The sequence below is a fragment of the Mesorhizobium sp. P3_A8 genome (genome assembly GCF_056402995.1).
Genome location: NZ_JBFUGI010000010.1, coordinates 1 through 21,817 on the forward strand (window position 1 = coordinate 1; position 21,817 = coordinate 21,817).

22 protein-coding genes are annotated in these 21,817 nt (G+C 63.2%); 8 read left to right on the forward strand and 14 right to left on the reverse strand.

Features of this window, described 5'->3' with window-relative positions:
- The 10 genes from AC1DX4_RS22580 to AC1DX4_RS22625 form a co-directional block, all read right to left on the reverse strand.
- A partial coding sequence (locus AC1DX4_RS22580) for an alcohol dehydrogenase catalytic domain-containing protein (RefSeq protein WP_477222395.1) occupies positions 1-724 on the reverse strand: 724 nt, incomplete at its 3' end.
- Between the two features lie 76 nt (positions 725-800).
- Positions 801-1,799: an SRPBCC family protein gene (locus AC1DX4_RS22585; protein ID WP_477222396.1), complete on the reverse strand. Its 999-nt coding sequence runs from the start codon at positions 1,797-1,799 to the stop codon at positions 801-803.
- A 51-nt stretch (positions 1,800-1,850) separates the two neighbouring features.
- Positions 1,851-2,579 carry an ABC transporter ATP-binding protein gene (locus AC1DX4_RS22590; protein WP_477222397.1) on the reverse strand — a complete coding sequence of 243 codons (729 nt, stop codon included), beginning with the start codon at positions 2,577-2,579 and terminating at the stop codon, positions 1,851-1,853.
- Positions 2,572-3,303: an ABC transporter ATP-binding protein gene (locus tag AC1DX4_RS22595; protein ID WP_477222398.1), complete on the reverse strand. Its 732-nt coding sequence runs from the start codon at positions 3,301-3,303 to the stop codon at positions 2,572-2,574. The genes AC1DX4_RS22590 and AC1DX4_RS22595 overlap by 8 nt, the downstream gene beginning before the upstream one ends.
- Positions 3,300-4,268, reverse strand: a complete 969-nt coding sequence (locus AC1DX4_RS22600; protein ID WP_477222648.1) for a branched-chain amino acid ABC transporter permease — start codon at positions 4,266-4,268, stop codon at positions 3,300-3,302. The genes AC1DX4_RS22595 and AC1DX4_RS22600 overlap by 4 nt, the downstream gene beginning before the upstream one ends.
- Positions 4,268-5,134: a branched-chain amino acid ABC transporter permease gene (locus AC1DX4_RS22605; RefSeq protein ID WP_477222399.1), complete on the reverse strand. Its 867-nt coding sequence runs from the start codon at positions 5,132-5,134 to the stop codon at positions 4,268-4,270. Before AC1DX4_RS22605 ends, AC1DX4_RS22600 begins: the two co-directional genes overlap by 1 nt.
- A 60-nt stretch (positions 5,135-5,194) precedes the next feature.
- Positions 5,195-6,403 carry an amino acid ABC transporter substrate-binding protein gene (locus AC1DX4_RS22610; RefSeq protein ID WP_477222400.1) on the reverse strand — a complete coding sequence of 403 codons (1,209 nt, stop codon included), beginning with the start codon at positions 6,401-6,403 and terminating at the stop codon, positions 5,195-5,197.
- 367 nt (positions 6,404-6,770) lie between these two features.
- Positions 6,771-8,033, reverse strand: coding sequence for an NAD(P)/FAD-dependent oxidoreductase (locus AC1DX4_RS22615; protein WP_477222401.1), 1,263 nt, complete (start codon positions 8,031-8,033; stop codon positions 6,771-6,773).
- A 15-nt stretch (positions 8,034-8,048) separates the two neighbouring features.
- Entirely contained in the window at positions 8,049-8,348 is a 300-nt protein-coding gene (locus AC1DX4_RS22620; RefSeq protein WP_477222402.1) for a 2Fe-2S iron-sulfur cluster-binding protein, read from the reverse strand.
- 29 nt (positions 8,349-8,377) lie between these two features.
- Positions 8,378-9,559, reverse strand: a complete 1,182-nt coding sequence (locus AC1DX4_RS22625) for a cytochrome P450 (RefSeq protein WP_477222403.1) — start codon at positions 9,557-9,559, stop codon at positions 8,378-8,380.
- Between the two features lie 103 nt (positions 9,560-9,662).
- On the opposite strand from AC1DX4_RS22625, the gene AC1DX4_RS22630 reads away from it, so the two are divergent.
- Complete coding sequence (locus AC1DX4_RS22630) at positions 9,663-10,619, forward strand: LysR family transcriptional regulator (RefSeq protein ID WP_477222404.1); 957 nt, start codon at positions 9,663-9,665, stop codon at positions 10,617-10,619.
- A 66-nt stretch (positions 10,620-10,685) separates the two neighbouring features.
- On the opposite strand, the gene AC1DX4_RS22635 is transcribed toward AC1DX4_RS22630, so the two are convergent.
- Together AC1DX4_RS22635 and AC1DX4_RS22640 are read right to left on the reverse strand one after the other, a co-directional pair.
- Positions 10,686-11,228 carry a cupin domain-containing protein gene (locus AC1DX4_RS22635; RefSeq protein WP_477222405.1) on the reverse strand — a complete coding sequence of 181 codons (543 nt, stop codon included), beginning with the start codon at positions 11,226-11,228 and terminating at the stop codon, positions 10,686-10,688.
- A 61-nt stretch (positions 11,229-11,289) separates the two neighbouring features.
- Positions 11,290-12,444 (reverse strand): alcohol dehydrogenase catalytic domain-containing protein, encoded by a 1,155-nt coding sequence (locus AC1DX4_RS22640; RefSeq protein ID WP_477222649.1) that lies wholly within the window; start codon positions 12,442-12,444, stop codon positions 11,290-11,292.
- Between the two features lie 250 nt (positions 12,445-12,694).
- On the opposite strand from AC1DX4_RS22640, the gene AC1DX4_RS22645 reads away from it, so the two are divergent.
- The 5 genes from AC1DX4_RS22645 (at position 12,695) to AC1DX4_RS22665 (ending at position 18,225) form a co-directional block, all read left to right on the forward strand.
- Positions 12,695-13,543: a fumarylacetoacetate hydrolase family protein gene (locus AC1DX4_RS22645; RefSeq protein WP_477222406.1), complete on the forward strand. Its 849-nt coding sequence runs from the start codon at positions 12,695-12,697 to the stop codon at positions 13,541-13,543.
- 103 nt (positions 13,544-13,646) lie between these two features.
- Positions 13,647-14,546 (forward strand): VOC family protein, encoded by a 900-nt coding sequence (locus AC1DX4_RS22650; RefSeq protein ID WP_477222407.1) that lies wholly within the window; start codon positions 13,647-13,649, stop codon positions 14,544-14,546.
- Positions 14,547-14,649: 103 nt separating this feature from the next.
- Positions 14,650-15,531, forward strand: coding sequence for an alpha/beta hydrolase (locus AC1DX4_RS22655; protein WP_477222408.1), 882 nt, complete (start codon positions 14,650-14,652; stop codon positions 15,529-15,531).
- 32 nt (positions 15,532-15,563) lie between these two features.
- Positions 15,564-16,601: an Ldh family oxidoreductase gene (locus tag AC1DX4_RS22660; protein ID WP_477222409.1), complete on the forward strand. Its 1,038-nt coding sequence runs from the start codon at positions 15,564-15,566 to the stop codon at positions 16,599-16,601.
- 52 nt (positions 16,602-16,653) lie between these two features.
- Positions 16,654-18,225: a bifunctional 3-(3-hydroxy-phenyl)propionate/3-hydroxycinnamic acid hydroxylase gene (locus tag AC1DX4_RS22665; protein WP_477222410.1), complete on the forward strand. Its 1,572-nt coding sequence runs from the start codon at positions 16,654-16,656 to the stop codon at positions 18,223-18,225.
- Between the two features lie 72 nt (positions 18,226-18,297).
- On the opposite strand, the gene AC1DX4_RS22670 is transcribed toward AC1DX4_RS22665, so the two are convergent.
- Positions 18,298-18,915, reverse strand: coding sequence for a TetR/AcrR family transcriptional regulator (locus AC1DX4_RS22670; RefSeq protein ID WP_477222411.1), 618 nt, complete (start codon positions 18,913-18,915; stop codon positions 18,298-18,300).
- Between the two features lie 57 nt (positions 18,916-18,972).
- Positions 18,973-19,329, reverse strand: coding sequence for a DoxX family protein (locus AC1DX4_RS22675; RefSeq protein WP_477222412.1), 357 nt, complete (start codon positions 19,327-19,329; stop codon positions 18,973-18,975).
- Positions 19,330-19,610: 281 nt separating this feature from the next.
- Here AC1DX4_RS22675 and AC1DX4_RS22680 point away from each other — a divergent pair, with 281 nt between their 5' ends.
- A complete protein-coding gene (locus AC1DX4_RS22680; protein ID WP_477222413.1) occupies positions 19,611-20,720 on the forward strand; it encodes an alcohol dehydrogenase catalytic domain-containing protein in 1,110 nt (369 codons plus the stop codon).
- A 69-nt stretch (positions 20,721-20,789) separates the two neighbouring features.
- Entirely contained in the window at positions 20,790-21,812 is a 1,023-nt protein-coding gene (locus AC1DX4_RS22685) for an amidohydrolase family protein (RefSeq protein ID WP_477222414.1), read from the forward strand.
- Positions 21,813-21,817: the final 5 nt, after the last annotated feature.

Here is a 21,817-nt window from a genome sequence, read left to right on the forward strand (position 1 = left end):
CGATCTCCTTCGGATTGACGAAATGCGTCATGCCGAACCGCTCGCCCCATTCCTTCTTGTCGTTGTTGAGATCGACGCCGATGATCATGTCGGCGCCGGCCAGCTTCAGGCCCTGGATGACATTCAAGCCGATGCCACCGAGGCCGAAGACGACAGCCGTGGCGCCTTGCTCGACCTTGGCGGTGTTGATGACCGCACCGATGCCGGTGGTGACGCCGCAGCCGATGTAGCAGATCTTGTCGAAGGGTGCGTCCGGGTTGACCTTGGCCAGCGCGATCTCGGGCAGCACGGTGAAGTTCGAGAAGGTCGAGCAGCCCATATAGTGGAAGATCTTGTCCTTGCCGATCGAGAAGCGCGACGAGCCGTCAGGCATCAACCCTTGCCCCTGCGTGGCACGGATGGCGGTGCACAGATTGGTTTTTCTCGACAGGCAGGACGGGCACTGTCGGCATTCCGGCGTGTAGAGCGGGATGACATGGTCACCCTTCTTGACCGAGGTGACGCCCTTGCCGACATCGACGACGATGCCGGCGCCTTCATGGCCGAGGATGGCCGGGAACAGGCCTTCGGGATCGGCGCCCGACAGGGTGAATTCGTCGGTGTGGCAGATACCGGTCGCCTTGATCTCGACCAGCACCTCGCCTTCGCGCGGACCGTCGAGGTCGACCTCCATGATCTCCAACGGCTTTCCGGCGGCGACAGCGACAGCGGCGCGGGTTTTCATGCGTGCTCTCCAATTATTTTCGATACCGGCCTGCCGTCGACAGGGCGGTTCTTAACGGCTCGCGGCATGATGGCCGCTAGCCAACCGCTTGCGCGAGCTTCACCTTGTGCCAGGCGATGATGTCCATCAGTTCCGGCGAGAACGCGTCGTGGGCGGGAATCCCGGCCTGGGCCAGGGTACCGCGCACGCTGGCCATGCTGGTCGCCGGCGTCCCAGTCTCGACGAGCGAAGACACAAAGGCCGCGAACTCGATCTTCGGCTGGTGCTTATCCGTCGCCAGTTCGGGATGCACGAATTCGAGGCCGTAGAAATGGTGATCCGGATCGGACACCTTGCCGACCATATGCGTCCCACAGGATTTGCAGCGGTGGCGTTCGATCTTCTGCGTGGCGTCCACGGCCTCGAGCTTGTCGCCATGCGCCTTGACCTCGACGCAGCCCGCCGGCACGACCGCGATCTGCGCGAAGACGGCACCGGCAGGCTTCCAGCATTTCGAACAGCCGCACAGATGGTTGTGCGCCACCGCCTGGTACATCGCGATCTCCACCGGCTCGCTGGCACATCTGCAGCGCGCCGTGAATGCTCCGACCGGCGAAGCCGAAAACGTTCGCCCGACAGCCGGGTGCAGCACGGCGGTCTCGCCGCGCAGCGCCTCGGCCCGCGCCTTCAGCGCGCTGTTCAGGTCATTATAGGCCGTTCGCAAATTGGTATCGATGCTGGGCCAGCGTTCGTCAGCCATCGGACCATTGAAGATCTCGTTGTGGCGCACCCGCGTGCCGCCATTCCCGGTCGGCTCCAGGATGAAGATGTGCTCCGCGCTGAACACGCCGCCAGGCGCCTGGCTCAGCCAGCGCAGTTCCCGCGCTCCCACGATGCGGGTGATCGTCGGCGTGACCTCGCGCTCGGGAACGTTGGGCTGGCGCAGCGTACCGACGACGCGCTGTCCAACCGTCGTCCGTCCGCGCAGCGCCGGCAAGGCCGGGTTCCATTCGCCGTAGCGCTCGAGATCGTCCAGCACGGCCCACACGGTCTGTGGCGGTGCGTCGATGACGATCTCGGTTTCGAGCAAGCGCATGGAGCATCCTCATTCCTGGACCAGATTTATGTTCTGGAGTGTGGCAGCGCGCTAATGCGCGGCCGTCGTGGCGGAGACGCCGAGATAGGCGCTCATCACCTTTGGGTCGTTGAGCAGATTTGGCGCCGTGTCCTCGCCGACGATCCTTCCGGTCTCGATCAGGTAGCCGCGATCAGCGGTCTTGAGGCTCAGCCGCGCATTCTGCTCGACAAGCAGGATGCCGAAGCCTTCGCGGGCGATGATGGCGAGTGATTTGAATAATTCCTTGGACAGCAGCGGCGACAGTCCGAGCGAGGGCTCGTCCAGCATCAGGATGTCCGGTTTCGACATCAGCGCCCTGCCGATCGCGACCATCTGCTGTTCGCCGCCCGACATGGTCTGCGCCAATTGGCGAGGGCGTTCGGCGAGCCGGGGGAACAGGCCGTAGACGAAATCAAGCATCTTTCCCGCATCGGCTTTCGCGCGCCTGGCATGGCTTCCAAGCCGCAAATTCTCCGCCACGGTGAGTTCACCAAAGATGCCTCGGCCTTCCGGAACCAGCGCGATCCCCTCCTCCACCATCAGATGGGCGTCGAGTTTCGTGACATCCTTGCCGTTCATGACGATGCTGGTGCCGGGCTCCGTCCCGACAAGCCCGGCGACGGCGCCGAGGAAGCTGGACTTTCCGGCGCCATTGGCGCCCAGGATGACACAGATCTCGCCCTTGGAAACGCGCGCGGAAACACCTTCTAGCGCGACGTGCCGCCCGTAGCGGACGCCGAGATTGGACACCTCAAGCATCGTCATCTCCCAGATAGGCGCGGACAACCTCCGGGTCGGCCAGGACGCTGGCCGACTTACCGTCGGCGATCTTCGTACCGGAATTCATGACCACGCAGCGCTGGCAAAGCGAGCGTATGGCATCCATCACATGCTCGACCATGATGATCGTCCGACCCTGTGCGCTGATCTCGCGGATGAGTTCTATACCGACCCTCAACTCGCTCGGGTTGAGGCCGGCGAGCCATTCGTCGAGCAACAGGACATGAGGGTTTCCCGCAAGTGCACGGGCGAGTTCGATCCTCTTCTGGTCGATGTAGGTCATGGCGGCGACGGGAACCTCCTCGCGACCCTTCAACCCGACCCGCTCCAGCAGATCGCGGGCAAGCGTCAGCGCCTCGCTGCCCCAGAGCCTGTTGTGCCCGAAGACGGCGCCGGCGACGACGTTCTCTACCGCGCTCATGGACGGCAGAACGCGTACCAGCTGGAAGGTCCGGGCGACGCCAATGCGGGCGATCTTGTGGGCCGCCAGTCCGGCGATGGGCTGTCCGGAAAGGAGGATGTTACCCGATGTCGGCGACAGCGCCCCCGATATGAGGTTGAGCATCGTCGTCTTGCCCGAGCCGTTCGGACCGATCAGTCCCAACAGTTCGCCCTTGGCGACTTCGAAACTCACGTCGTTGACGGCGACGAGGCCGCCGAAGGCCTTGCGCACCCGATTGACGGTCAGGAGAGGAACGCTCATCTGCCCTCCTCGGCGGTCGTTGCCAGCAGGCTTTTGTCGATGGAGCGGCGGCGGCGGAACAGGGTTTCCAACTGGCCGGTTACGCCGTCGGGGAGCACATAGACGATCGCCAGAAACGCGAGTCCCATGATCACCGCAGTCTGGTTCGGGAAGTGGCCCGAGATGAAGTCCATCACCACGGTGAAAGGAATAACGCCGACCAGGGGTCCCCAAAGGCGGCGCGTGCCGCCGAGCAGCGCCATGATGACCACGAGGAAGGACGTCATCGGATTGAACGCCGCATCCGGTGTGATGTAGCTGTAGCGGGGCGCCATGATCGCGCCGGCCACGGCAATGAACGCTCCCGAGACCGCGAACAGGATGATCCTGGCGCGAGCGGTATCGACTCCGACATGGCGCGCCACGGCCTCGTCATTGCCGATGATGCGCAAGGCCAGGCCCAGCCGGGACCTGTTGATGAGCCATCCTGTCACGAACACGATCACGGTCAGTGCAAGCAGCATCCAGTAGAGATCCGCCTCGGTGAAATCAGTGAAGACGTAGAGCCCGATCGCGCCGCCGAAATTGGTCTGCACCCAGGTCACGATCTGGCCCATGAGTTGGGCAAGGCCGAGGGTGAAGATGACGAAATAGACGCCCGAGAGCTTGAGGGTCGCCAATCCAACCAGTACGGCCAGCATGGCTCCGGCCGCGACCGCTATCAGGATAAGAGCCGGGAACGGCAGCACGTCGATGAAGATCGCGACCGAATAGGTTCCGACCCCGAAGAAGGCGGCACTTGCGAGCGAGACCAGGTGGGTCGGCCCGGAAAACAGCGCCCAGGCCGTGCATATGGCCGCATAGAGCATGATGTTCACGCTGAGCGACAACCAGAACCCCTCGGTGACCAGGGGTAGAAATGCCAGCACAGCCGCGCTGGCAAGCCCGGCGCTGAGAGCCAGAAGTTCATTGCGCGGGATGTTCATCACGCTGGCCGCTTTCCGAACATGCCCTGCGGCCGGAACAGCAGAACGAGGATGAACAGGGCGTAATTGGCCGCCAGCGTCAGCCCCGGATCCAGCAGGCTGGCGACGAGGGTCTCGGTCAGGCCAAGGACGAGGGCAGCGAGAACCGCGCCGCGAATGTCGCCGACACCGCCCATGATCACGATAATCAGCGCCTTCATGGTGAAGAACACGCCCATCGAGGCGTCGAACGTGTAAAAGGTCGACAGCAACGTCCCGGCGCAGGCCGTGATCGCTCCTCCGAGCGCAAAGGCAAAGGCCGCTGTCTTGCGCACATCGATTGCCACAAGCCGCGCCGCGCGCGGATCGACGGCGACGGCGCGAACGGCGGTGCCGCGATCGGTGTGGTAGAGGAAGATGTAGAGAGCCGCGGCGATGACGGCCGCGGCGACAAAAGCCACGACGCGGTTCAGGCCGAATGAGTCGCCCATGATCGAGAATGGCTGGGCGAGGAACTCATAGTTGAAGTAGGACCCGCCGAAGACCTGCAGCATCACCCCCTGGAACAGGAACAGCAGTCCGAAAGTCGCCAGGATGGAATCGACCTCGAGCATGCCGCGGTTCTTGGCCCGCTTCACCAGGGGCTGCATCAGCCTTGTGTATATCAGCCAGTTGATGACGAAGGCGCCGGGCCCGATCAACAGCAGGCCAAGAAGCGGATTGATCCCGAAGCCGGTATACAGCCAGAAGGTGACGAAGCACGCAGCAACGAGCGTCTCGCCGTTGGCAAGGTTCATGATCCGCGCCACGCCGTACTGGAGCGTGAGCCCGAGCGCGATGAGCGTATAGGTGCCCCCTAGGAGCAGGCCTGTCAGCAGGATGAGCATTGTACTCTCGCAGTCATCGGCCCGGCATCACGAGGACGCCAGGCCGCCGGGAACATCGGATCAGTTGCTGGGCCAGGCGGGCTTCAGCACTGGCGGCTGTGCGCCCTGGAGGTTGCCGGTCGCCCTGACGCCATGCACGACGCCATCGCTCCACTGCCCTACCGTCCAGTTGTTGTTGTTGATGTTGTTCTCGAAGTGGACATCGCCGATGACGGTCTTGAAGGTGCCCGACTGGATGTCCTTGTTGATCGCCTTCTTGTCCAGACTGCCGACATGCTCGACCGCCTGCTGCAGGATCTCCAGGCTGGCATAGGCCACCGGGCTCGCCCACCAATCTGCTTCCTGACCTGTCACCGCGAGATGCTCCTTGCGATAGGCCTGGAAGACCGGATCGCTCGCATTGACGCCGCCCATGATCAGAATGCCGTTGGCAGCAGCGCCAAAGCGCTTTCCGTACGCGTCGAGATTGCCGCCGACGCTCACGAAGAACGCCTTGGTATCGAACTTCTGCAACTGCGCCTGCTCGGTGAGAGCGAAGCTGTCCGGCGGGTACGAGTAGGCAATGAAGGCATCGGGATTGGCCGCCTTGGCGCTGGCGATGACAGGCGCCATGTCCTGGTTCCCGAGCGGATACGAGCTCTCGTAGACGATATCGAAACCGGCCTGCTTCAGCGCGGGTTTGCCGGTCTTGATCATCTCGAGGCCAAACGCATCGGAGACGTTGACCACCGCGACCTTGTTGCCGATCCTGCCGGCGTCGTGCAGATCCTTGAGCGTGCCGACGATGCCGTCGGCGATGCCTTGCGCCGGACCGAGCAGCCAGAACGTGTTCGGCCAGCGCTTGACGAATTGGTCGAGATCGTTGGCATTGCCGGTGGAGACGATCTGCGGGTAGCCATACTTCGCGATCAGCGGAGCGGTCGCGAGATTGAGGCCTGTCGAATAGGGCGGGATGATCAGGTCGACCTTGTCCTGGGTGGCGAGACGCTGGATGTTCTTGACCGCCTCTTCCGGTGACGATTTGTCGTCATATTCGACGATCTCGATCGGCCGCATTTGATCGCCGACCTTGAGGCCACCGGCCTTGTTCACCTTCTCGGCCCACAGCTTGATGTTCGGCCAAAGCACGCCTGACGCGCCGCCGGCAAGCGGCCCGGTCTTGGAGGCGCTCACGCCGATCCTGACCGGGTCCTGCGCAAAGGCCGCGCTGAACGTGCCGGCCGCCAGGGCCGCCGAAAGCATGAGTACGTTGAAACTGCGTCGCAACATCGAAATTCCTCCCAGTTCTGGTTGCAGTGGGCGCTCCCTCGCCTCGCGGCTCGCGAGACGAGTTGATCGCCCGATCCTCCCTAACGAAATTGCTTAGGCCATTTTCCTCTGATGATCCATCTAATTTCGTAATATCTGGTATTTTCGTTATTTTTTCCGAGTGACGATATTCCCTACCCGGCTCAAGGGACTTGGCCGGAGCACGACAGTTGCGCCCGTCCAACCCGCTTCCGCCTCACATCATTAAGATACCAAGTAGTATTCGGATACGACATGGAATGTCAATACCAAAAGCCTGCCGGTACGCTCTGCGTCCCTGCTTCGTCCGTCAGGCAATACGGAAATGTGGAGCTTTGTCGGGCCGGCCTCATTTCGAGACATTCGCCAGGGCCTCGAGTGCCAGCGCCGGATCCGCGATCTGAGCGGGATCGGGGCTCGCCGACATGGCAAGGAGGCGCTTGCCGATCAGATAGTCGCGCGGCGCATTCAGCCCATCGACCGCGACGAGTTGCCCTTCGCGGTAGTACCAGTGCGACCGTCCCGCTCCTGCCCCCTGCCTGACAACCACCGTATCGTCCAGCCGGGACAGGCCGGCGATCTGCAGCTTGAGATCGAACTGATCCGACCAGAACCACGGCTTCGGCCTGTAGGGCTGGCGCGCGCCCATGATGTTGCGGGCGACCAGGTCGGCGCTGTCGATCGCGTTGCCGACGCTCTCCATCCGCAGCCCGCCTCCGGGCAAGGAAAAATTGGCGCAATCTCCGGCGGCCCAGATCAACGGGTCGTCCGTGCGCCCGTGGGCGTCGGCGGCGACGCCGTTGTCGATGGCGAGACCCGCCTCGGCCGCCAGCGTCGTTTGCGGCATGCCACCGATCCCCGCCACGACGACGTCGGCGGCGATGATCGTGCCGTCGCCGAGCCTGGCGCCGACGACCCGGTCCGTGCCCAGCAACTCACTCACCGCTTTGCCGAGATGAAACGCCACGCCCCTGGAGCGGTGGAGCGCCTCGACCGCTGTGGCTGTTTGCGCCGAGGCCACCCGCGCGAGCGGGCGATCGGCGGCTTCCACCACAGCTACCGTCATGCCGAGCCCACGCGCGACGGCAGCGATCTCGAGCCCGATATATCCGCCGCCGATGACAAGGAGCTTGCCGTGCTTTTCGAGCGTCGGCCGCAATGCATCGATGTCGGCGAGCGTTCGTATGGTGAAGATGCCCGCAAGACCGCGCGAAATCGCCTGCGGCAATTTTCGGGCGGTCGCGCCGGTTGCGAGCACGAGACGATCGTAGTCGAGCACGGCGCCATCGGCCAGACACACGCACCGCCGCGAACGGTCGATGGATGCGATGCGCGTTCCCAATCGCAACGCGATCCGGTTCTTTGCGTACCAGTCCTCCGCTTTCAGCTTCAGCCGGTCGCGCTCGAGTTCGCCGAGAAGATAAGCCTTCGACAGCGGCGGACGCTGGTAAGGAGCATCGGGCTCCTCGCCGATCAGGGTGATCGATCCCGCGAAGCCGTTTGCCCGCAGCTTTTCGGCCGTGGACAGGCCGGCCTGGCCGGCACCGACGATGATTATGCTGCTTTCGTTGCCGGGCACGGCCGCGGCGGGATGATCGGCGTCAAGGGACATGATCGGCCTCAACCGCTAGGCGGCCGGAATGCGGACAGAAATATTGTCCAGCGCATCGCTGACCTTGATCTGGCAACTCAGCCGGCTTCCGGATTCGCGCGGCGCTTCGGCGAAGTCCAGCATGTCGTTTTCATGTTCGCTGATGGGTCCGAGCGCCAGCAGGATTTCCTCGGGAAGCACGACATGGCATGTGGCGCAGGCCGCCGAGCCGTTGCATTCGGCGATGATGCCCGGAACGCTGTGTTCAAGCGCGGTTTCCATCAAGCTGCGGCCGTTCTGGGCCTCTACGGCGAGCTCGGCGCCGTTCGCGAGCATGAATCTGATCGTTGGCATGGCTCTCTCCCTCAAGCGTCCCAGACAACAGGCATGTGCGTGGGGCCACGAAACACCCAGCCCCGGACGCGGACGAGTTCCTGGTCCTTGAGCCGGAGATTGCGCAGCCGCTCGAACACCATCGGTACGGCGAGCTGGCTCACCAGCGCGCGCGACACCCAGGTGCCGGCGCAGAAATGCGATCCGGCGCCGAACGCCAGGTGGGACTTCTTCTCCCGGAAGACATCGAACTTTTCCGGATCGCTGAAACGGCGGTCGTCGTGGTTGGCGGCGCCGACGCACAGACCGACCTGCTCGCCCTTGTGGACCAGCGTGCCAGATATCTCGACATCGCGGGTCAAGCGGCGCGGATACATGCCGATCGGCGAGATCCAGCGCACCGCTTCTTCGAAGGCCTGCCCCCAGAGCGAAGGCTCGGCACGAACGCGCGCGAGCTGATCCGGGTTCTGCAGCAGGCCAAGGATCAGCGTCAGGATCGAATCGCGGGTCTCGTTCAATCCGCCGCCGATCGCGACCTTGATGTTGGCGTATATCTGCTCGACCGTCTGCGCAGGATCGGCCTGGAGCATCGAAGACAGCATCGAAGGATTTGGATTGGCCCGATGATGGGGCAGCATCCTGTCGACGGCGCTCTCGACGCCGCTGGCTGCCTCCTTCGCCTTGAGCGCGATTTCCGCGTTGTGCGAGTAGTTGCCGGAACCGTCGATGAGCGACTGCGACCACAGCGCCATCGTGCGCCAGTCGACGCCGTCGAAACCCAATATGTCGGCCAGCGCGTGCGCCGCGATCGGCGCGGCGAGTTCCTCGAAGAGCTCGGCCTCACCCTTGTGCTCGATCTGCGAAATGACGTCGTCGCAAATGGCCCGCATGGGGTCGGCCCAGCAGCGCTTGACGACGCCGGGACGCAGGCTCGGATCCATCGCGGCCCTTTCGCGGGCATGATCGTCGCCGTCCTTGCGCATCAGGTTCGGCCCGATCACCGTGTTGAGCAGCGACTGCGGATTGATGGAGGAAAACGTATCGGGGTCGCGTTCGATGGCCATGACGTCGTCGAAGCGCGTGACCATCATGATGTTGGCCGCCTCGACCTTGACGACCGGTCCGAGGTCGCGGACGCGCTTGAAGACTGGATACGGATTGGCAAGCAGGTCTTCGAAAGAGACGTCGTCGACCACTTTCACGGCTTCGTACATGGTTTCCTCCCTGTTGGGGGAACGAGGTACGAAATCGACGTGTATTCAGCAATGCGATGAGTTAGATAGAGGTCATCGAAAATTTGCATGGAGGAGAACGGCCATGCTGCCCGACGAGCTTGCCAGTGTAGACCTCGCGGCCTTGCAGACGCTTGTTGCCGTCCAGGACCGCGCCTCGTTTTCCGATGCCTCCCAGCTTCTTGGCGTCAACCAGTCCACCATTAGCTACGCCATCAAACGGCTGCGAAAGGCCTTCAACGATCCGCTGTTCGTCCGTCAGGGCAATTCGATCGTGGCAACCGACAAGGGCGATCAGCTCGCCCAGCAGGCGCGCGGCATCCTTGAGCAGATGGCCGCGCTGTCTTCGCCGACGGGTTTTGACCCAACCACGGCCGAAGGAAGCGTGACGGTGTCCTGTAACCACCACGAGCGCATGTTCGTCATTCCCGACTTCGTGCGCCGGGCGCAGAAGGAGGCGCCGAAAGCGACGATCCACATCTTCGAATCCGCTGTCGACGGCAAGCAGCAGTTGAAGCAGAACACATGCGACATCGTGCTTGGACCGGTCGCGATCCTCGGCGACATCTACTACCGCAGGAAACTGTTCACCGATCACTACGCCTGCGTCATGGACCCGGCGCACCCGCTGGCGCAGGGAACGCTGACGCTCGACCGCTACTGCGCCTCGCGGCATGTCGCGGTCACGCATAACGGACGCTGGGAAGCCCTCTATTTCGCCGCGTTGCGCGCAAAGGGCATCGAGATGCAGCCGGAGGTCACCGTGTCGAGCCACGACATATTGGAGCGGCTTATTCCCGGGTCGGAGCTGGTGGCGACGATTCCGTATCGGCTGGCGCGTCGCCTGTCGGACAGACTCGCGCTCCGCCCTTTCCCGATGGACGTCTTCATCCAGGTCGACATTTATTGGACCGAGCGCACGCACCACTCCGGTCTGCACCGCTGGGCCCGCCAGATCCTGGCTGAGGTCGCTGAGAAGAACCTCGGCGACGGGGACGTGCACGAGGCAGTAAGGGGCGACCACGTACCGGACCGACAGTAGGCCCGGAGAGAGAGAAAACGTCGACGCCGCCCAACGGAGGGCCGGTGGGCGATGCGTGCGACGCGGCTATGCCGTCGTCGCGCCAAGCATGACGACCGAGATCGTCACCGGCTCGTCGAAGGGATTGCGCCAGGCATGACGCGCGCCCTGCTGCACCACCGTATCGCCCTGCTTCAGCTCAACGGTCTTGCCGTCATCAAGCTCGAGCACAAGCCGGCCCTTGACGACGGTCACATAGTCGACCGTCGGCGTCTGGTGCATGCCGGGGCTGTCCATCTCGAAGCACTCGGCGATGCCGGGCGCGGCCTTCACATGCTCCGGACCCGCCAGTTCGGGTTTCCAGTCGGGCGACATCATCACGCTGTCCGGCGGAAAGGTGATCATCCAGAACACCGAGCCCCCGACCGAAGCCAGCATCGTGCCCTCGCTCGCCATCGGATCGACGCCGTCGCGTTTGGCCAGATCCGGCGTCCCGTCGACCTTCCACTGCGGGGAGGAAACGAAGCCGGGCGTGTGCCGCAGCGCCATCTCGCGCGGCGAGGCGCCGTCGCTGATGAATACCGATTTTCCTGCGGCGTTCTTTCCTGTGACGATGCGGCGAATGTTCATGTCTTGAACCTCCCAAATAACATGGATACCATCCGGTATCAACATACTACTACGTATGCAATTACGGATGGATCACAAAATTCGAGAACCCGCCATGGCGCTGGGCGATACCCGAAATGGCCTCATTGACCTTGCTCATGGGCGTTGCATGGGTTTCCAGGAGGTCGAAGCTGACCTTGCCGATCCCGACGAGGTCAGCCATTTCCTGGCCCTCGGATGTCGTCAGCCATGCCGAACCGATAAGACGCTGGTTGCGGTCCATCATCATGTGCACGTCAATGGGAACCGCACCCATCACGGCGCCGATGTCGACGGCGACACCGCCACGGCGCAGTGCCCTGAGACCCGCCAGGAAAGGCTCTTGCGGGGTACCGGGACCGTTGCAGTCGATGAAGGCGTCGACCCCTTCGCCATGCGCCGTCCTGGAACGGGCCCATTCGTCGGGCGATCCGTCGTCCAGCGAATGCGTCTCGATGATGCCAGGCGCCAGCGCCTCGATCTCCTTCAGCAGCTTCCTGTCGCGACCGGTGCCGAGAATCTTCTTGACCCCGAAGGACGGACCGAACACCGCGATCGATATGCCGAGCGTGCCGGAAATGCCATTGACGAGGATCGTGTCGCCAGGGCCGACCTGCGCCTTCTTCAGAGCGGAATAGCCTGTGCCCATGTAGCCGAGCCGCGCCGCCTGATCGAAGGTCATGTTGTCTGGAAGCGCGACGATCGCCGATGCCGGCGCGGCCATGTACTCGGAAATGCCGCCGACCGGGTAGTCTTCGAATGTCTGCAGCGCGTCGTGGCTAAAGCCGAAATAGCCCTGGAAGGCGTAGTGGCGGCAGGAAATCATGTCACCGCGCCGGCAATGACGGCAAGAGCCGCAGGAGCGCCCCGGATTGACGTAGACGCGATCGCCAGGCTTCAAACCGTGGACCTGGCTGCCGACCGTGGCGATCTCGCCGGTCGGGTCGAGGCCGAAGATCGCCGGCAGCGGCGGCTGCGGCATGTGGGGAAACCAGGTCGGCCACATCGCCAGGATGTTGGCGAGGTTCGGCACGATGCCGCACGACCTGACGCGAACGAGCACGTCCATCGACCCAAGCTTCGGGACCGGCACTTCCTCGATCCTCAGCTGGCCGCCGATCTCGTGCATGCGCGCCGCCTTCATCGTCTGCGGAATTGCTGTCACGTCGATACCTCCCGTTCGCTCGAACCAGTGCATGCCGAACTTTTCGGCGCGCACCTGGGCCTCCTCCCGAGGCCAGATCGGTGGTCGCACACTTTTTTCGAAATATCAATATTTTTTCGTAACTTTGTTGTGACAGGTGGAAATCGGCACCATGCTCAACCAGCGATCAGGCCATTTCGGTCTGAAATCGGTTCGCTTTGCCGCCGCCTTCCAACGACTTGCATATTTTCGAAAATCCGATTTACTCCGCTGCAGAGGTGCCTGCCTTCATGGCACGTCTTGAATGGGTGAGCCTTTGAAATTCGCTTCCTTCGTTGACCACTCCGGTGCCGGCTATGGAATCGTCGACGGCGAAACGATCCTGCGCCTGGATTCCGTTCCCGGCGCGCCGCTGGATCTCAAAGCCCATCTCGGCAGCCGCTTTCCCGACATCGCGCCCGACAAGGGCGATTTCGAAACCCTGCGGCTGGCCGAAGTCAGCCTGCTCCCTCCGATACCCAACCCGGGCAAGATCTTCTGCGTCGCCACCAACTTCCACGAGGATGGCAAGCCGGCGCCGCAGTTTCCCCTGCTGTTCATGCGCCACGCGCAAGCACAGATCGGCCATGGAGGCGCGATCCTGAAGCCGGCGATTTCCGAAAAGCTGGATTTCGAGGGCGAACTGGCGGTGATCGTCGGGCGCCGCGCCCACAAGATCGCGCGCGCCGAAGCGATGGCATGTGTCGCCGGCTACGCATGCTTCAACGAGGGGAGCGTGCGCGATTGGCAGAAACACTCGAGCCAGTTCACGCCAGGCAAGAACTTCTACCACAGCGGCGCGTTCGGCCCCTGGATGGTCTGCACGCGCGAGATCCCGGACCCGGCGCGGCTCCTTCTGGAGAGCCGGGTCAACGGCGTCACCAAGCAGTCGATCGCGATCGATCGCATGATCTTCGACATCCCCTGGCTGATCTCCTACATCTCGACGTTCGCCCCGCTCGACCCTGGCGACGTCATCGTTACCGGCACCCCCTCGGGTTTCGGCGCCAGCCGCAATCCGCCGGAGTTCCTTTTCCCCGGCGACGAGGTCGAGATCGAGATCCACGGGATTGGAACGCTGCGAAACACAGTCCGTTCAGACAGCCACCTCTAATATTTCGTAATAATATCTTTTTTTCGAAAATTATTGCCGTCGGATTGAGTTTGCTCTAAGGAGATCGCCAGGGCCACGCTGCGACCGCAAGAGGAGGATAGTGATGCACCTGGTATTTGGGGTCGGTCACATAAAGCTGAATGTCCGTGACGTCGGGGCCGTGATCCACGACTCGACGGAGATTCTCGGGCTGCGGATCACCAAGCAGACGGCGGGCGAGACATGGCTGAGCTCGAACGGCCGCAAGGCCGAACTCGTTCTGCTCCAATCCGATGAGAATTCCTGCCATACGATCGGGCTCGAAGCGCTGACCGCCGAGGCCGTCGCGGAAGCCGCCTCGCGCGTCGACGGTGCCGGCTGCCGGATCCTCTCGCGCGAACCCAGCCTGGCCTGTTGCGATGCCGGCGTGACCTTCGCAACGCCGGAAGGACTGCGCTTCGAGGTTCACACCCCGGCGCGCGACGACATGTACAATCCGCGCTTCCCAACCAACGGTATCAAGCCGCGGCGGCTTGACCACATCAATCTCATCACACCCGACCCGGTCGTTACCAGGCGGCAACTCTCCGAAATCTGCGGCATGCAGCTCACCGAGCGCATGGTCAACGAAGCGCTGAGCTGGATGCATGGCGGCAACCGCCAGCATCACATCCTGGGTTTGGCTAAGGGCCCGGTCGGGCTTCACCACTATTCCTTCGAATTCAGCCACTTCAGCGACTACTGCCGGCTCGGCGACATTCTCGACGGGTTCGACCGCCAGCTCCTCTGGGGGCCGGGCCGCCACCGTCCGGGCGACAACACCTACGCCTACTATCTGGACGCCAGCGGAGCCATGGTCGAGTGCTCCGGCGCCATGCACACCGTTGCCGACGACGCCCACTTCGTGCCGAACGTCATCACCAATTTGGAGCGCCCAGGAAACGTCCGCCAGATGAATGTCTGGGGGTCTCCCGCCCCCCAGGACTGGCGCGAGCACCATTTTCCGTTCGCCAGGATCGACTGACCAGGAAGGTGCGGCGGCGGGCCGCGCTTCGGCAGACCGTACAAGGAAGCAAGGCGAAGCAGCTCAACCCAGGGTGTGGGCGCTGCTTCGATAGGAGATTGCCATGCAGGAAAAACTGACGTTCGAATCCGACGGCCTGAAACTGTCGGCGATTCTGCACATTCCCGACAGCCACCGTCCTGGACAGAAGCTGCCGGCGTTCATCGTCTGCCACGGTTTCGTCGGCTCCAAGGACGAGTCGCACGCCCAGATCCAGGCGGAGATGATGGAAGCGTTCGGCTATGCCGCGCTGCGCTTCGACTTCCGCTGCTGCGGCGAGAGCGAGGGCGAGCGCGCCCAGGTGCGCTGCTTCGATCAGGTCGCCGACGCAAAGAACGCGCTCACCTTCCTCGCCAAGCGCCCCGAGATCGACCCGAAGCGAATTGGCATCACCGGCCACAGCTTCGGCGCCGCGGTGTCAGTCTACACAGCCGGGATCGATGAGCGGTTCGCCTGCGTCATCTCCTCATGCGGCTGGGGCCACGGCGAGCGGAAGTTCCGCGGCCAGCATCCCACGCCGGAGGCCTGGGAGCGTTTCATGGGCTTGCTCGAGAAGGGGCGCGAGCACAAGCGCGCGACGGGCGAGAGCCTGTGGATCTCGCGCTTCGACGCCGTGCCGATCCCGGAAAAACTGCGCAAGAACCTGTCGCCCAAGGCGATCATGGAAATCCCGACCGAGACGGCATGGAGCATGATGAACTTCAGGGCGGATGACGTGGTGGCCAATATAGCACCGCGGCCGGCCCTGTTCTTCCACACCGCCGACGACATCATCACGCCGACCGAGCAATCCATCCGCCTGTTCGAAAAGGCCGGGCAGCCGGCCGAACTGATGCTGATCACGGGCACCGCCCATTTCCCGCTCGCCCCTGAGGACGCGCCGCGCACCAAGGTGATGATCAAGGGCTGGCTCGACAAATTCTTCCCGGCAACGCCGGTCGCTTGAGGTCGATGCGGCCAGACCAGGAGACATCAGGCATGCCCGTCGCCCAGGAAACCGAACTGACCGATTTTGCCGCAGCGCTCCTGCATGCTGCCGGCTATACGCCGGACGAGGCGACACAGACCGCGCGGCTGCTGGTGTGGGCCAATATGCGTGGCACGGATTCGCACGGTGTTCTCAGGATCCCGCGCTACATCGAGATGATCAAGACCGCCGTCGTGTGCTCTGGTCAGCAGCCGACGCTGATCCGGGAGTTCGGGGCGACCTGCGTCTTCGACTACGCCAAGGCGCCGGGCGCCGGCGCCATGATGCACGCGGCGGGCAAGGCCGGCGATCTGGCCGAAGTATTCGGCATCGGCTGGTGCGGCGCCCGCGCCATATCGCATGCCGGCGCAATCGGCTACTTCACCACCCAACTGGCCGGCCGCGGCCTCATCGGCATCGCCATGACCGCGTCGAGGCCGCTCATGAGCTACTTCGGCGCCAAGGGCGAGGCCCTGTCGACGAACCCCCTGTCGATCGCCGTTCCACGGCCGGGCGGCGCCGATCCGATCGTGCTCGACATGTCGACCGCCGCCGTCGCGCTCGGCAAGATCATGGCGGCCAAGGATTCGGGCAACCCGATCCCCAAAGGCTGGGCCATCGACGGCAACGGCGTCGAAACACAGGATCCACATGCCGTGGCCGCCATCCTGCCGATGGCCGGACCGAAGGGATCCGGCCTGTCGCTGATGATCGAAATTCTGTCGAGCGTGCTGATGGGCAATGCGGTCATCGCGCCGTTCCTGCGCGGCGAAAAGAAAGGCGGCTTCAATGGCCTCATGCTTGCCATCAATCCGGCGGCCTTCGGCGACAGCTCATCCTTTCTCACCTCGGTGGAAAGCCTCGCCGGCGCGATCCATGCGCTTGATCCGGCAGGCGGCTCCGATGGCGTGAAACTGCCTGGCGAACGTGGCTTCCAGACCAGGCGGGAGCGTACCGCCAACGGCATCCCGCTGGCCAAGGGCACGGCCAGGAACCTCACCGATGTAGCCGTTCGGCTGGGGCTCTCGGTGCCGACTTTCCTGCAGTGATGCCGCGCGGCAGTTCGCACCGTGCCGGCCAGAGAGGACGGGAGTATCACTGATGGCGCATGATGAGGCGGACGTCGTGGTGGTCGGGCTCGGACCGGTCGGCATCACCTTGTGCAATCTTCTTGCGGCAGCAGGCGTCGGGGTGGAAGGCATAGACGCCGCGGACGACGTCTATGCCCTGCCTCGCGCGATCGGCATGGACCATGAGGTGATGCGGGTCTTCCAGAACATCGGCGCGGCCGACGCCGTGGCCGCAGCGACGGGGCACTATCGTCCATCGGAATATAGGTCCGCCGACGGGACCTTGTTGCGCCGGTTCGAGTCCCCTTCCGAACCCTACCCGCTTGCCTGGCCGCCCTACCAGACCTTCCTGCAGCCGCAGCTTGAACAGGCCCTGCGCGCCAATGGCAAGAGGTTCGCCAATCTGACGCTTCGCACCGGAACGGAACTCGTCGGCCTTGAGAATCCCGAAAGACCGGTCCTTAAGCTGCACGACAAGGCGAGCGGTGAGCGCACAACGCGCGACCCGCGCTATGTCGTCGGTTGCGACGGCGCGAACAGCTTCATCCGGCGCGGGCTCGGCGTCGCGCTTGAGGACCTCGACTTCGACGAACCCTGGCTCGTGGTCGACATGATATTGGAGGACCAGCAGGCGCCATTGCCGGAGACCAACGTCCAGTTCTGCGATCCCGCGAGACCGCACACCTACGTGTGTGGGCCTGATCAGCTACGCCGCTGGGAGTTCATGATCCTGCCGGGCGAAAATCCGGCGGAGATCAACCGCCCGGAACGGATCTGGCAATTGCTTTCGCCCTGGCTTCGGCCGGAACAGGCCAGGCTGTGGCGCTCGGCGACCTACAACTTCCACGCCCTCGTTGCGGAGCAGTGGCGCGTGGGTAATGTCTTTCTCGCCGGCGATGCCTGCCACATGACCCCGCCGTTTCTCGCGCAGGGAATGGTGCAAGGCATCAAGGATGCAGCCAATCTTGCATGGAAGCTGGCCCATGTGATCGGCGGCGGATCGGAGCACTTGCTCGACACCTACCAGGCCGAGCGCAGGCCGTTCATGCGCGAAGTCATCGACATCACCAAGCGGCTTGGACAGTTCATCTGCGAGCTGGATCCGGACAAGGCGCAGGCGCGTGATGCCGAGATGGCCGCAGCCATGCGCGCGGGCCAGGGTGTTCAGATCCGGCAGAACCTCTTTCCGCCCATCCGTCACGGACTTGTCGCCAGCAACATCGACGGCTCGCCGAGCCCTGGCGCCGGTGAGCCATGTCCTCAACCCTGGGTTATCGGGCCTTTCGGCCGGATGCGGCTCGACGATGCGTCGCCGCCAGGATTCCAGCTTCTCATCGCCGGCGACATGGACCCCTCTCCTACCCTCCTGGACAAGGCGCGGGAGGTGGGCATTGCCGTGCATCGCGTGGCGCAGGAGAAATCCTACCCTTCGCTGCTGATGGAAGAGGACCGCGTTCTCGTCAACTGGCTGACCGCGAAGGGCGCGCGCGCCGCCCTGGTGCGTCCCGACCATGTGGTCTTCGGTACAGCCGCCGGCACAAGGGAGGCCGAGCAGCTCGTGTGTCAACTTCAGATGATGCTGGTGGCGGCACCAACCCAATGACGGTGCTTGCGTCGTGCGCCTGGACGGCCTCGGCTGCGAGCCAAGACTGACCGGTGCGTGTTGGAAGCGGCCTTATTTGCGGGCTGGCTGCTTCAAGTGCCTGTAGAGATGGGCTTCGTGCATCGAGGTGAGCGTGGCCCTCACCATCTCACCCGGCGAATCGTCCTTCATGAAGCTGGACAGGCCGCCATAGATGAGTTCGAGAACGACGCCGCCGACATAGAGTGGTTCGATATCGGAACCACCGTACGGGAAAAGCTTTCCGGACAGCAATTTGCCCAGGCCCACCCACTGGTCCTTGAACAAGCGCAGATGCCGCTCTTCTAGCGTGTTGTCCCGGCGGGCGATCCGCAGCAGGTCGATGGCAAGCGTTCCCCACCGCTTGTCCTTCGCGCGCTGGTTGGCCCAATTGCACATCGCGTCGATGATCTCTTTCGGGTCATCGTAACCGTCGAGCAGGCCGGTGAGTTCGACCACGTCGCCGCCGGCATGGCGCTCAAGCAGTTGAAGGAAAATCTCTTCCTTGGTGGCAAAGTTCGAATAGAAGGCGCCCTTCGAATATCCGGCCTCTTCCGCGATGCGTTCGATGGTCGCGCCGGAATAACCGTCGCGCGCCACGACCTCGCTCGCCGACAGCAAAAGCTTCTCGCGGGTCAGAGCCTGGCTCTGTTCGCGTGTCAGTCGCGCCATCTTTTAGTCCTTCCAGTCCACTATCGGGATACCTCTGGTATCCGAATCGGCCGAAGGTTAGAAGGCCGAAACAATACAGGCAAGCGCCCAGAAAATCGGGTATTCGGGGCCCATCAGCTGCCAGCGCCAGCGTGGCCCATTGATGCGCACCACCGCATAGGCCGCCCCCAGCAAGACAGCCACGCCGCACGCCGCCGCCCATCGCGGATGAATGTTGAACACCATTCCAACGGCGGCGAGAAACTCCAGCCCTATGGTCAGCACGATGAAAGGCTTTCCTGGCTTCAGTCCCGCGGCCTCGAACGTCTTCGTCGCCTTTTCGAAGTTCCTGATCTTTCCGACGAGATGCGGAAGGAACCAGAGCCCGCACAGAATGCGCAGAAGATCGATTGGCGTTAGCGTAAACTCCGGCACTCATCCCTCCGTGTAGGACGCCGAACGGGCCTTCGATGCCCTTTCATCTGTCCTTGTTGCCTGGATGGCGCCACGTTCATTCAGCGAGCGAAGTTCGCGCGGCGAAAGCGTTCATCGCCGGGCCGCAACCGGCACGGCATACGCCGAGATCTCCTGCAAATGCTTTCGTCAGTGGAAATCGGCTCTTGCGTCATCCAATCCAGATACTGTACGGTATCTGCAATCCAGTTGGAATGTCAATGCGGCATCTCCGGGAACCGACATATTGGGAGGAACAGACGATGACGATCATGATGCGGGCGGCACGGCTACATGCCGTGAACGAGCCGATGCGTGTCGAGGAGGTGGCGAAACCGGTGGCGTCCGGCACGGATGTGGTCGTCGAGGTCAAGGCCTGCGGGATGGTGCCCAACCTCGCGAACGTGCTGAACAACTGGGAAACCTGGTACCCACATCAGCCGCTGCCGACAAAGCCCGCGATCTTCGGCCTCGACCCCGCGGGCATCGTGCATCAGGTCGGCAACCAAGTCGTGGCGATCAAGCCTGGCGACCGCGTCTACGTCAATCCGCTGCGTTCCTGCGGCGCCTGCCATGCCTGCGTCAGCGGCCATCAGGCGAAGTGCGAGTACTTCACCTTCAACGGCTATTTCGGCTTCAACGAGAAAAGCCTCGAAATCTACAAGCGCTATCCGGAAGGCGGTTTCGCCCAGTTCATGTGCGCGCCGCAGAATGCGATCGTCAAGATTCCCGACAACATGACCTTTCCGCAGGCCGCCCGCATGGGGTACCTCGGCACGTCCTATTCCGCGATCAAGAAGTTCGGCATACCGACCGGCAAGTCGCTGATCATCAATGGCGCGACGGGCACGCTGGGCGTCGGCGCCACCCTCTTCGCGCTCGCCATGGGCGTCTCGACGATCTACGCGGTGGCACGCGGCAAGCCCCTGCTCGAGCGGCTGAAGCAGCTTGCCCCGAACCGGATCCAGACCTTCTCCAACCAGGACGGCAAGGTCGCCGACTGGGTCCGCTCGCAGACCGGTGGTCTCGGCGCCGACTTCATGCTCGACTGCCTCGGCGCGGTCGCCGACGTCAATGCCATGAAGGATGCCATGATGGGCGTCAAACGCGGCGGCCGCATCGTCAACATCGGCGGCACCGGCAGCGACATGCTGTTCAACACCAAATGGTGGATGGACAATTCGATGGAGCTGATCGGCTCGGCCTGGCTGACCACGGCCGAGGGCATGGAGATCGCCGACATGGTCCGCTCCGGCACGATCGATCTCTCGGTGCTGGAGGCCAGGACGTATCCGCTCGAGCGGATCAACGAGGCTATCAACGGCGTCGCCTCCGGTGACGGCGGCTTCACCAACTACGTGCTCGAACCATAGGCGCAACAATCGGCGGCGGCGGATCTCGGCATCCGCCGCTTGCCGGATCGCGTCGCGAAGAGAACCGAAATGATCATCGACTGCCACGGCCACTACACGAGCGAACCGCAGGACCATCATGCCTTTCGCAAGGCGCAGGTCGAGTTCGTCGAGGGCACGCGCGACTTGAGGCCTGCCTATCCCCGCATTGCAGACGACGTGCTGAAGGCAACGGTCGAACAGAACCAGTTGCGCCTGCAGCGCGAGCGCGGCTCGGACCTGACCATCCTGTCGCCGCGTGCTTCAGGCATGGGCCATCATATCGGCAGCGCGGAGAACAATGCCGAATGGTCGCGCATCTCCAATGATCTGATCGCCCGCATCGTCGACATGTTCCCGGCCAACTTTGCCGGCGTATGCCAGCTGCCGCAATCGATGAGCGGCGACCTGAAGCCGGTCCTTGCCGAGATCGAGCGCTGCGTCGTCGAACTTGGCTTCGTCGGCTGCAACCTCAATCCTGATCCGTCCGGCGGCTTCTGGTCGGCGCCGCCGATCCACGACCGCTACTGGTACCCGCTCTTCGAAAAACTAGTCGAGCTGCAGGTGCCGGCCATGATCCATGTCTCCGGCTCCTGCAGCTTGTGCCTGCATACGACCGGCGCGCACTACATCAATGCCGATACCGCAGTGTTCATGCAGCTGATCCAGGGCGACCTGTTCAGCGCGTTTCCCGATCTCAAGCTGATCATCCCGCATGGCGGCGGTGCGGCGCCCTATCACTGGGGCCGCTATCGTGGCCTGGCGATGATGTTGGGCCGGCCTGAACTGGGCGCGCACCTGCTGCGCAACGTCTACTTCGACAGCTGCGTCTACCATCAGCCAGGCATCGACACGCTGTTTCGCGTCGTTGGTCCGGCCAACATTCTGTTCGGCTCCGAGTTGCTTGGAGCGGTCAAGGCCATCGACCCGGAGACCGGCTTCGACTTCGACGACACGCGGCGCTACATCGACGCGCTTTCGCTCGATGAGGCCGAACGGCACGCCGTGTTCGAAGGCAATGCCCGCAAGGTCTATCCGAGGCTTGATGCGCGGCTGAAGGCGCAAGGGCGCTAGGTCGA

Excerpts from the sequence above, each read along its gene's own strand:
- AC1DX4_RS22640 (WP_477222649.1), bottom strand. The coding sequence starts at position 12,444 with ATGCACTGGTTCGAGCGAACGGGAGGTATCGACGTGACAGCAATTCCG.
- AC1DX4_RS22590 (WP_477222397.1), bottom strand. The coding sequence starts at position 2,579 with ATGCTTGAGGTGTCCAATCTCGGCGTCCGCTACGGGCGGCACGTCGCG.
- AC1DX4_RS22630 (WP_477222404.1), top strand. The coding sequence starts at position 9,663 with ATGCTGCCCGACGAGCTTGCCAGTGTAGACCTCGCGGCCTTGCAGACG.
- AC1DX4_RS22635 (WP_477222405.1), bottom strand. The coding sequence starts at position 11,228 with ATGAACATTCGCCGCATCGTCACAGGAAAGAACGCCGCAGGAAAATCG.
- AC1DX4_RS22670 (WP_477222411.1), bottom strand. The coding sequence starts at position 18,915 with ATGGCGCGACTGACACGCGAACAGAGCCAGGCTCTGACCCGCGAGAAG.
- AC1DX4_RS22665 (WP_477222410.1), top strand. The coding sequence starts at position 16,654 with ATGGCGCATGATGAGGCGGACGTCGTGGTGGTCGGGCTCGGACCGGTC.
- AC1DX4_RS22645 (WP_477222406.1), top strand. The coding sequence starts at position 12,695 with ATGGGTGAGCCTTTGAAATTCGCTTCCTTCGTTGACCACTCCGGTGCC.
- AC1DX4_RS22650 (WP_477222407.1), top strand. The coding sequence starts at position 13,647 with ATGCACCTGGTATTTGGGGTCGGTCACATAAAGCTGAATGTCCGTGAC.
- AC1DX4_RS22605 (WP_477222399.1), bottom strand. The coding sequence starts at position 5,134 with ATGCTCATCCTGCTGACAGGCCTGCTCCTAGGGGGCACCTATACGCTC.
- AC1DX4_RS22625 (WP_477222403.1), bottom strand. The coding sequence starts at position 9,559 with ATGTACGAAGCCGTGAAAGTGGTCGACGACGTCTCTTTCGAAGACCTG.
- AC1DX4_RS22680 (WP_477222413.1), top strand. The coding sequence starts at position 19,611 with ATGACGATCATGATGCGGGCGGCACGGCTACATGCCGTGAACGAGCCG.
- AC1DX4_RS22595 (WP_477222398.1), bottom strand. The coding sequence starts at position 3,303 with ATGAGCGTTCCTCTCCTGACCGTCAATCGGGTGCGCAAGGCCTTCGGC.
- AC1DX4_RS22615 (WP_477222401.1), bottom strand. The coding sequence starts at position 8,033 with ATGTCCCTTGACGCCGATCATCCCGCCGCGGCCGTGCCCGGCAACGAA.
- AC1DX4_RS22685 (WP_477222414.1), top strand. The coding sequence starts at position 20,790 with ATGATCATCGACTGCCACGGCCACTACACGAGCGAACCGCAGGACCAT.
- AC1DX4_RS22600 (WP_477222648.1), bottom strand. The coding sequence starts at position 4,268 with ATGAACATCCCGCGCAATGAACTTCTGGCTCTCAGCGCCGGGCTTGCC.
- AC1DX4_RS22655 (WP_477222408.1), top strand. The coding sequence starts at position 14,650 with ATGCAGGAAAAACTGACGTTCGAATCCGACGGCCTGAAACTGTCGGCG.
- AC1DX4_RS22620 (WP_477222402.1), bottom strand. The coding sequence starts at position 8,348 with ATGCTCGCGAACGGCGCCGAGCTCGCCGTAGAGGCCCAGAACGGCCGC.
- AC1DX4_RS22610 (WP_477222400.1), bottom strand. The coding sequence starts at position 6,403 with ATGTTGCGACGCAGTTTCAACGTACTCATGCTTTCGGCGGCCCTGGCG.
- AC1DX4_RS22660 (WP_477222409.1), top strand. The coding sequence starts at position 15,564 with ATGCCCGTCGCCCAGGAAACCGAACTGACCGATTTTGCCGCAGCGCTC.
- AC1DX4_RS22585 (WP_477222396.1), bottom strand. The coding sequence starts at position 1,799 with ATGCGCTTGCTCGAAACCGAGATCGTCATCGACGCACCGCCACAGACC.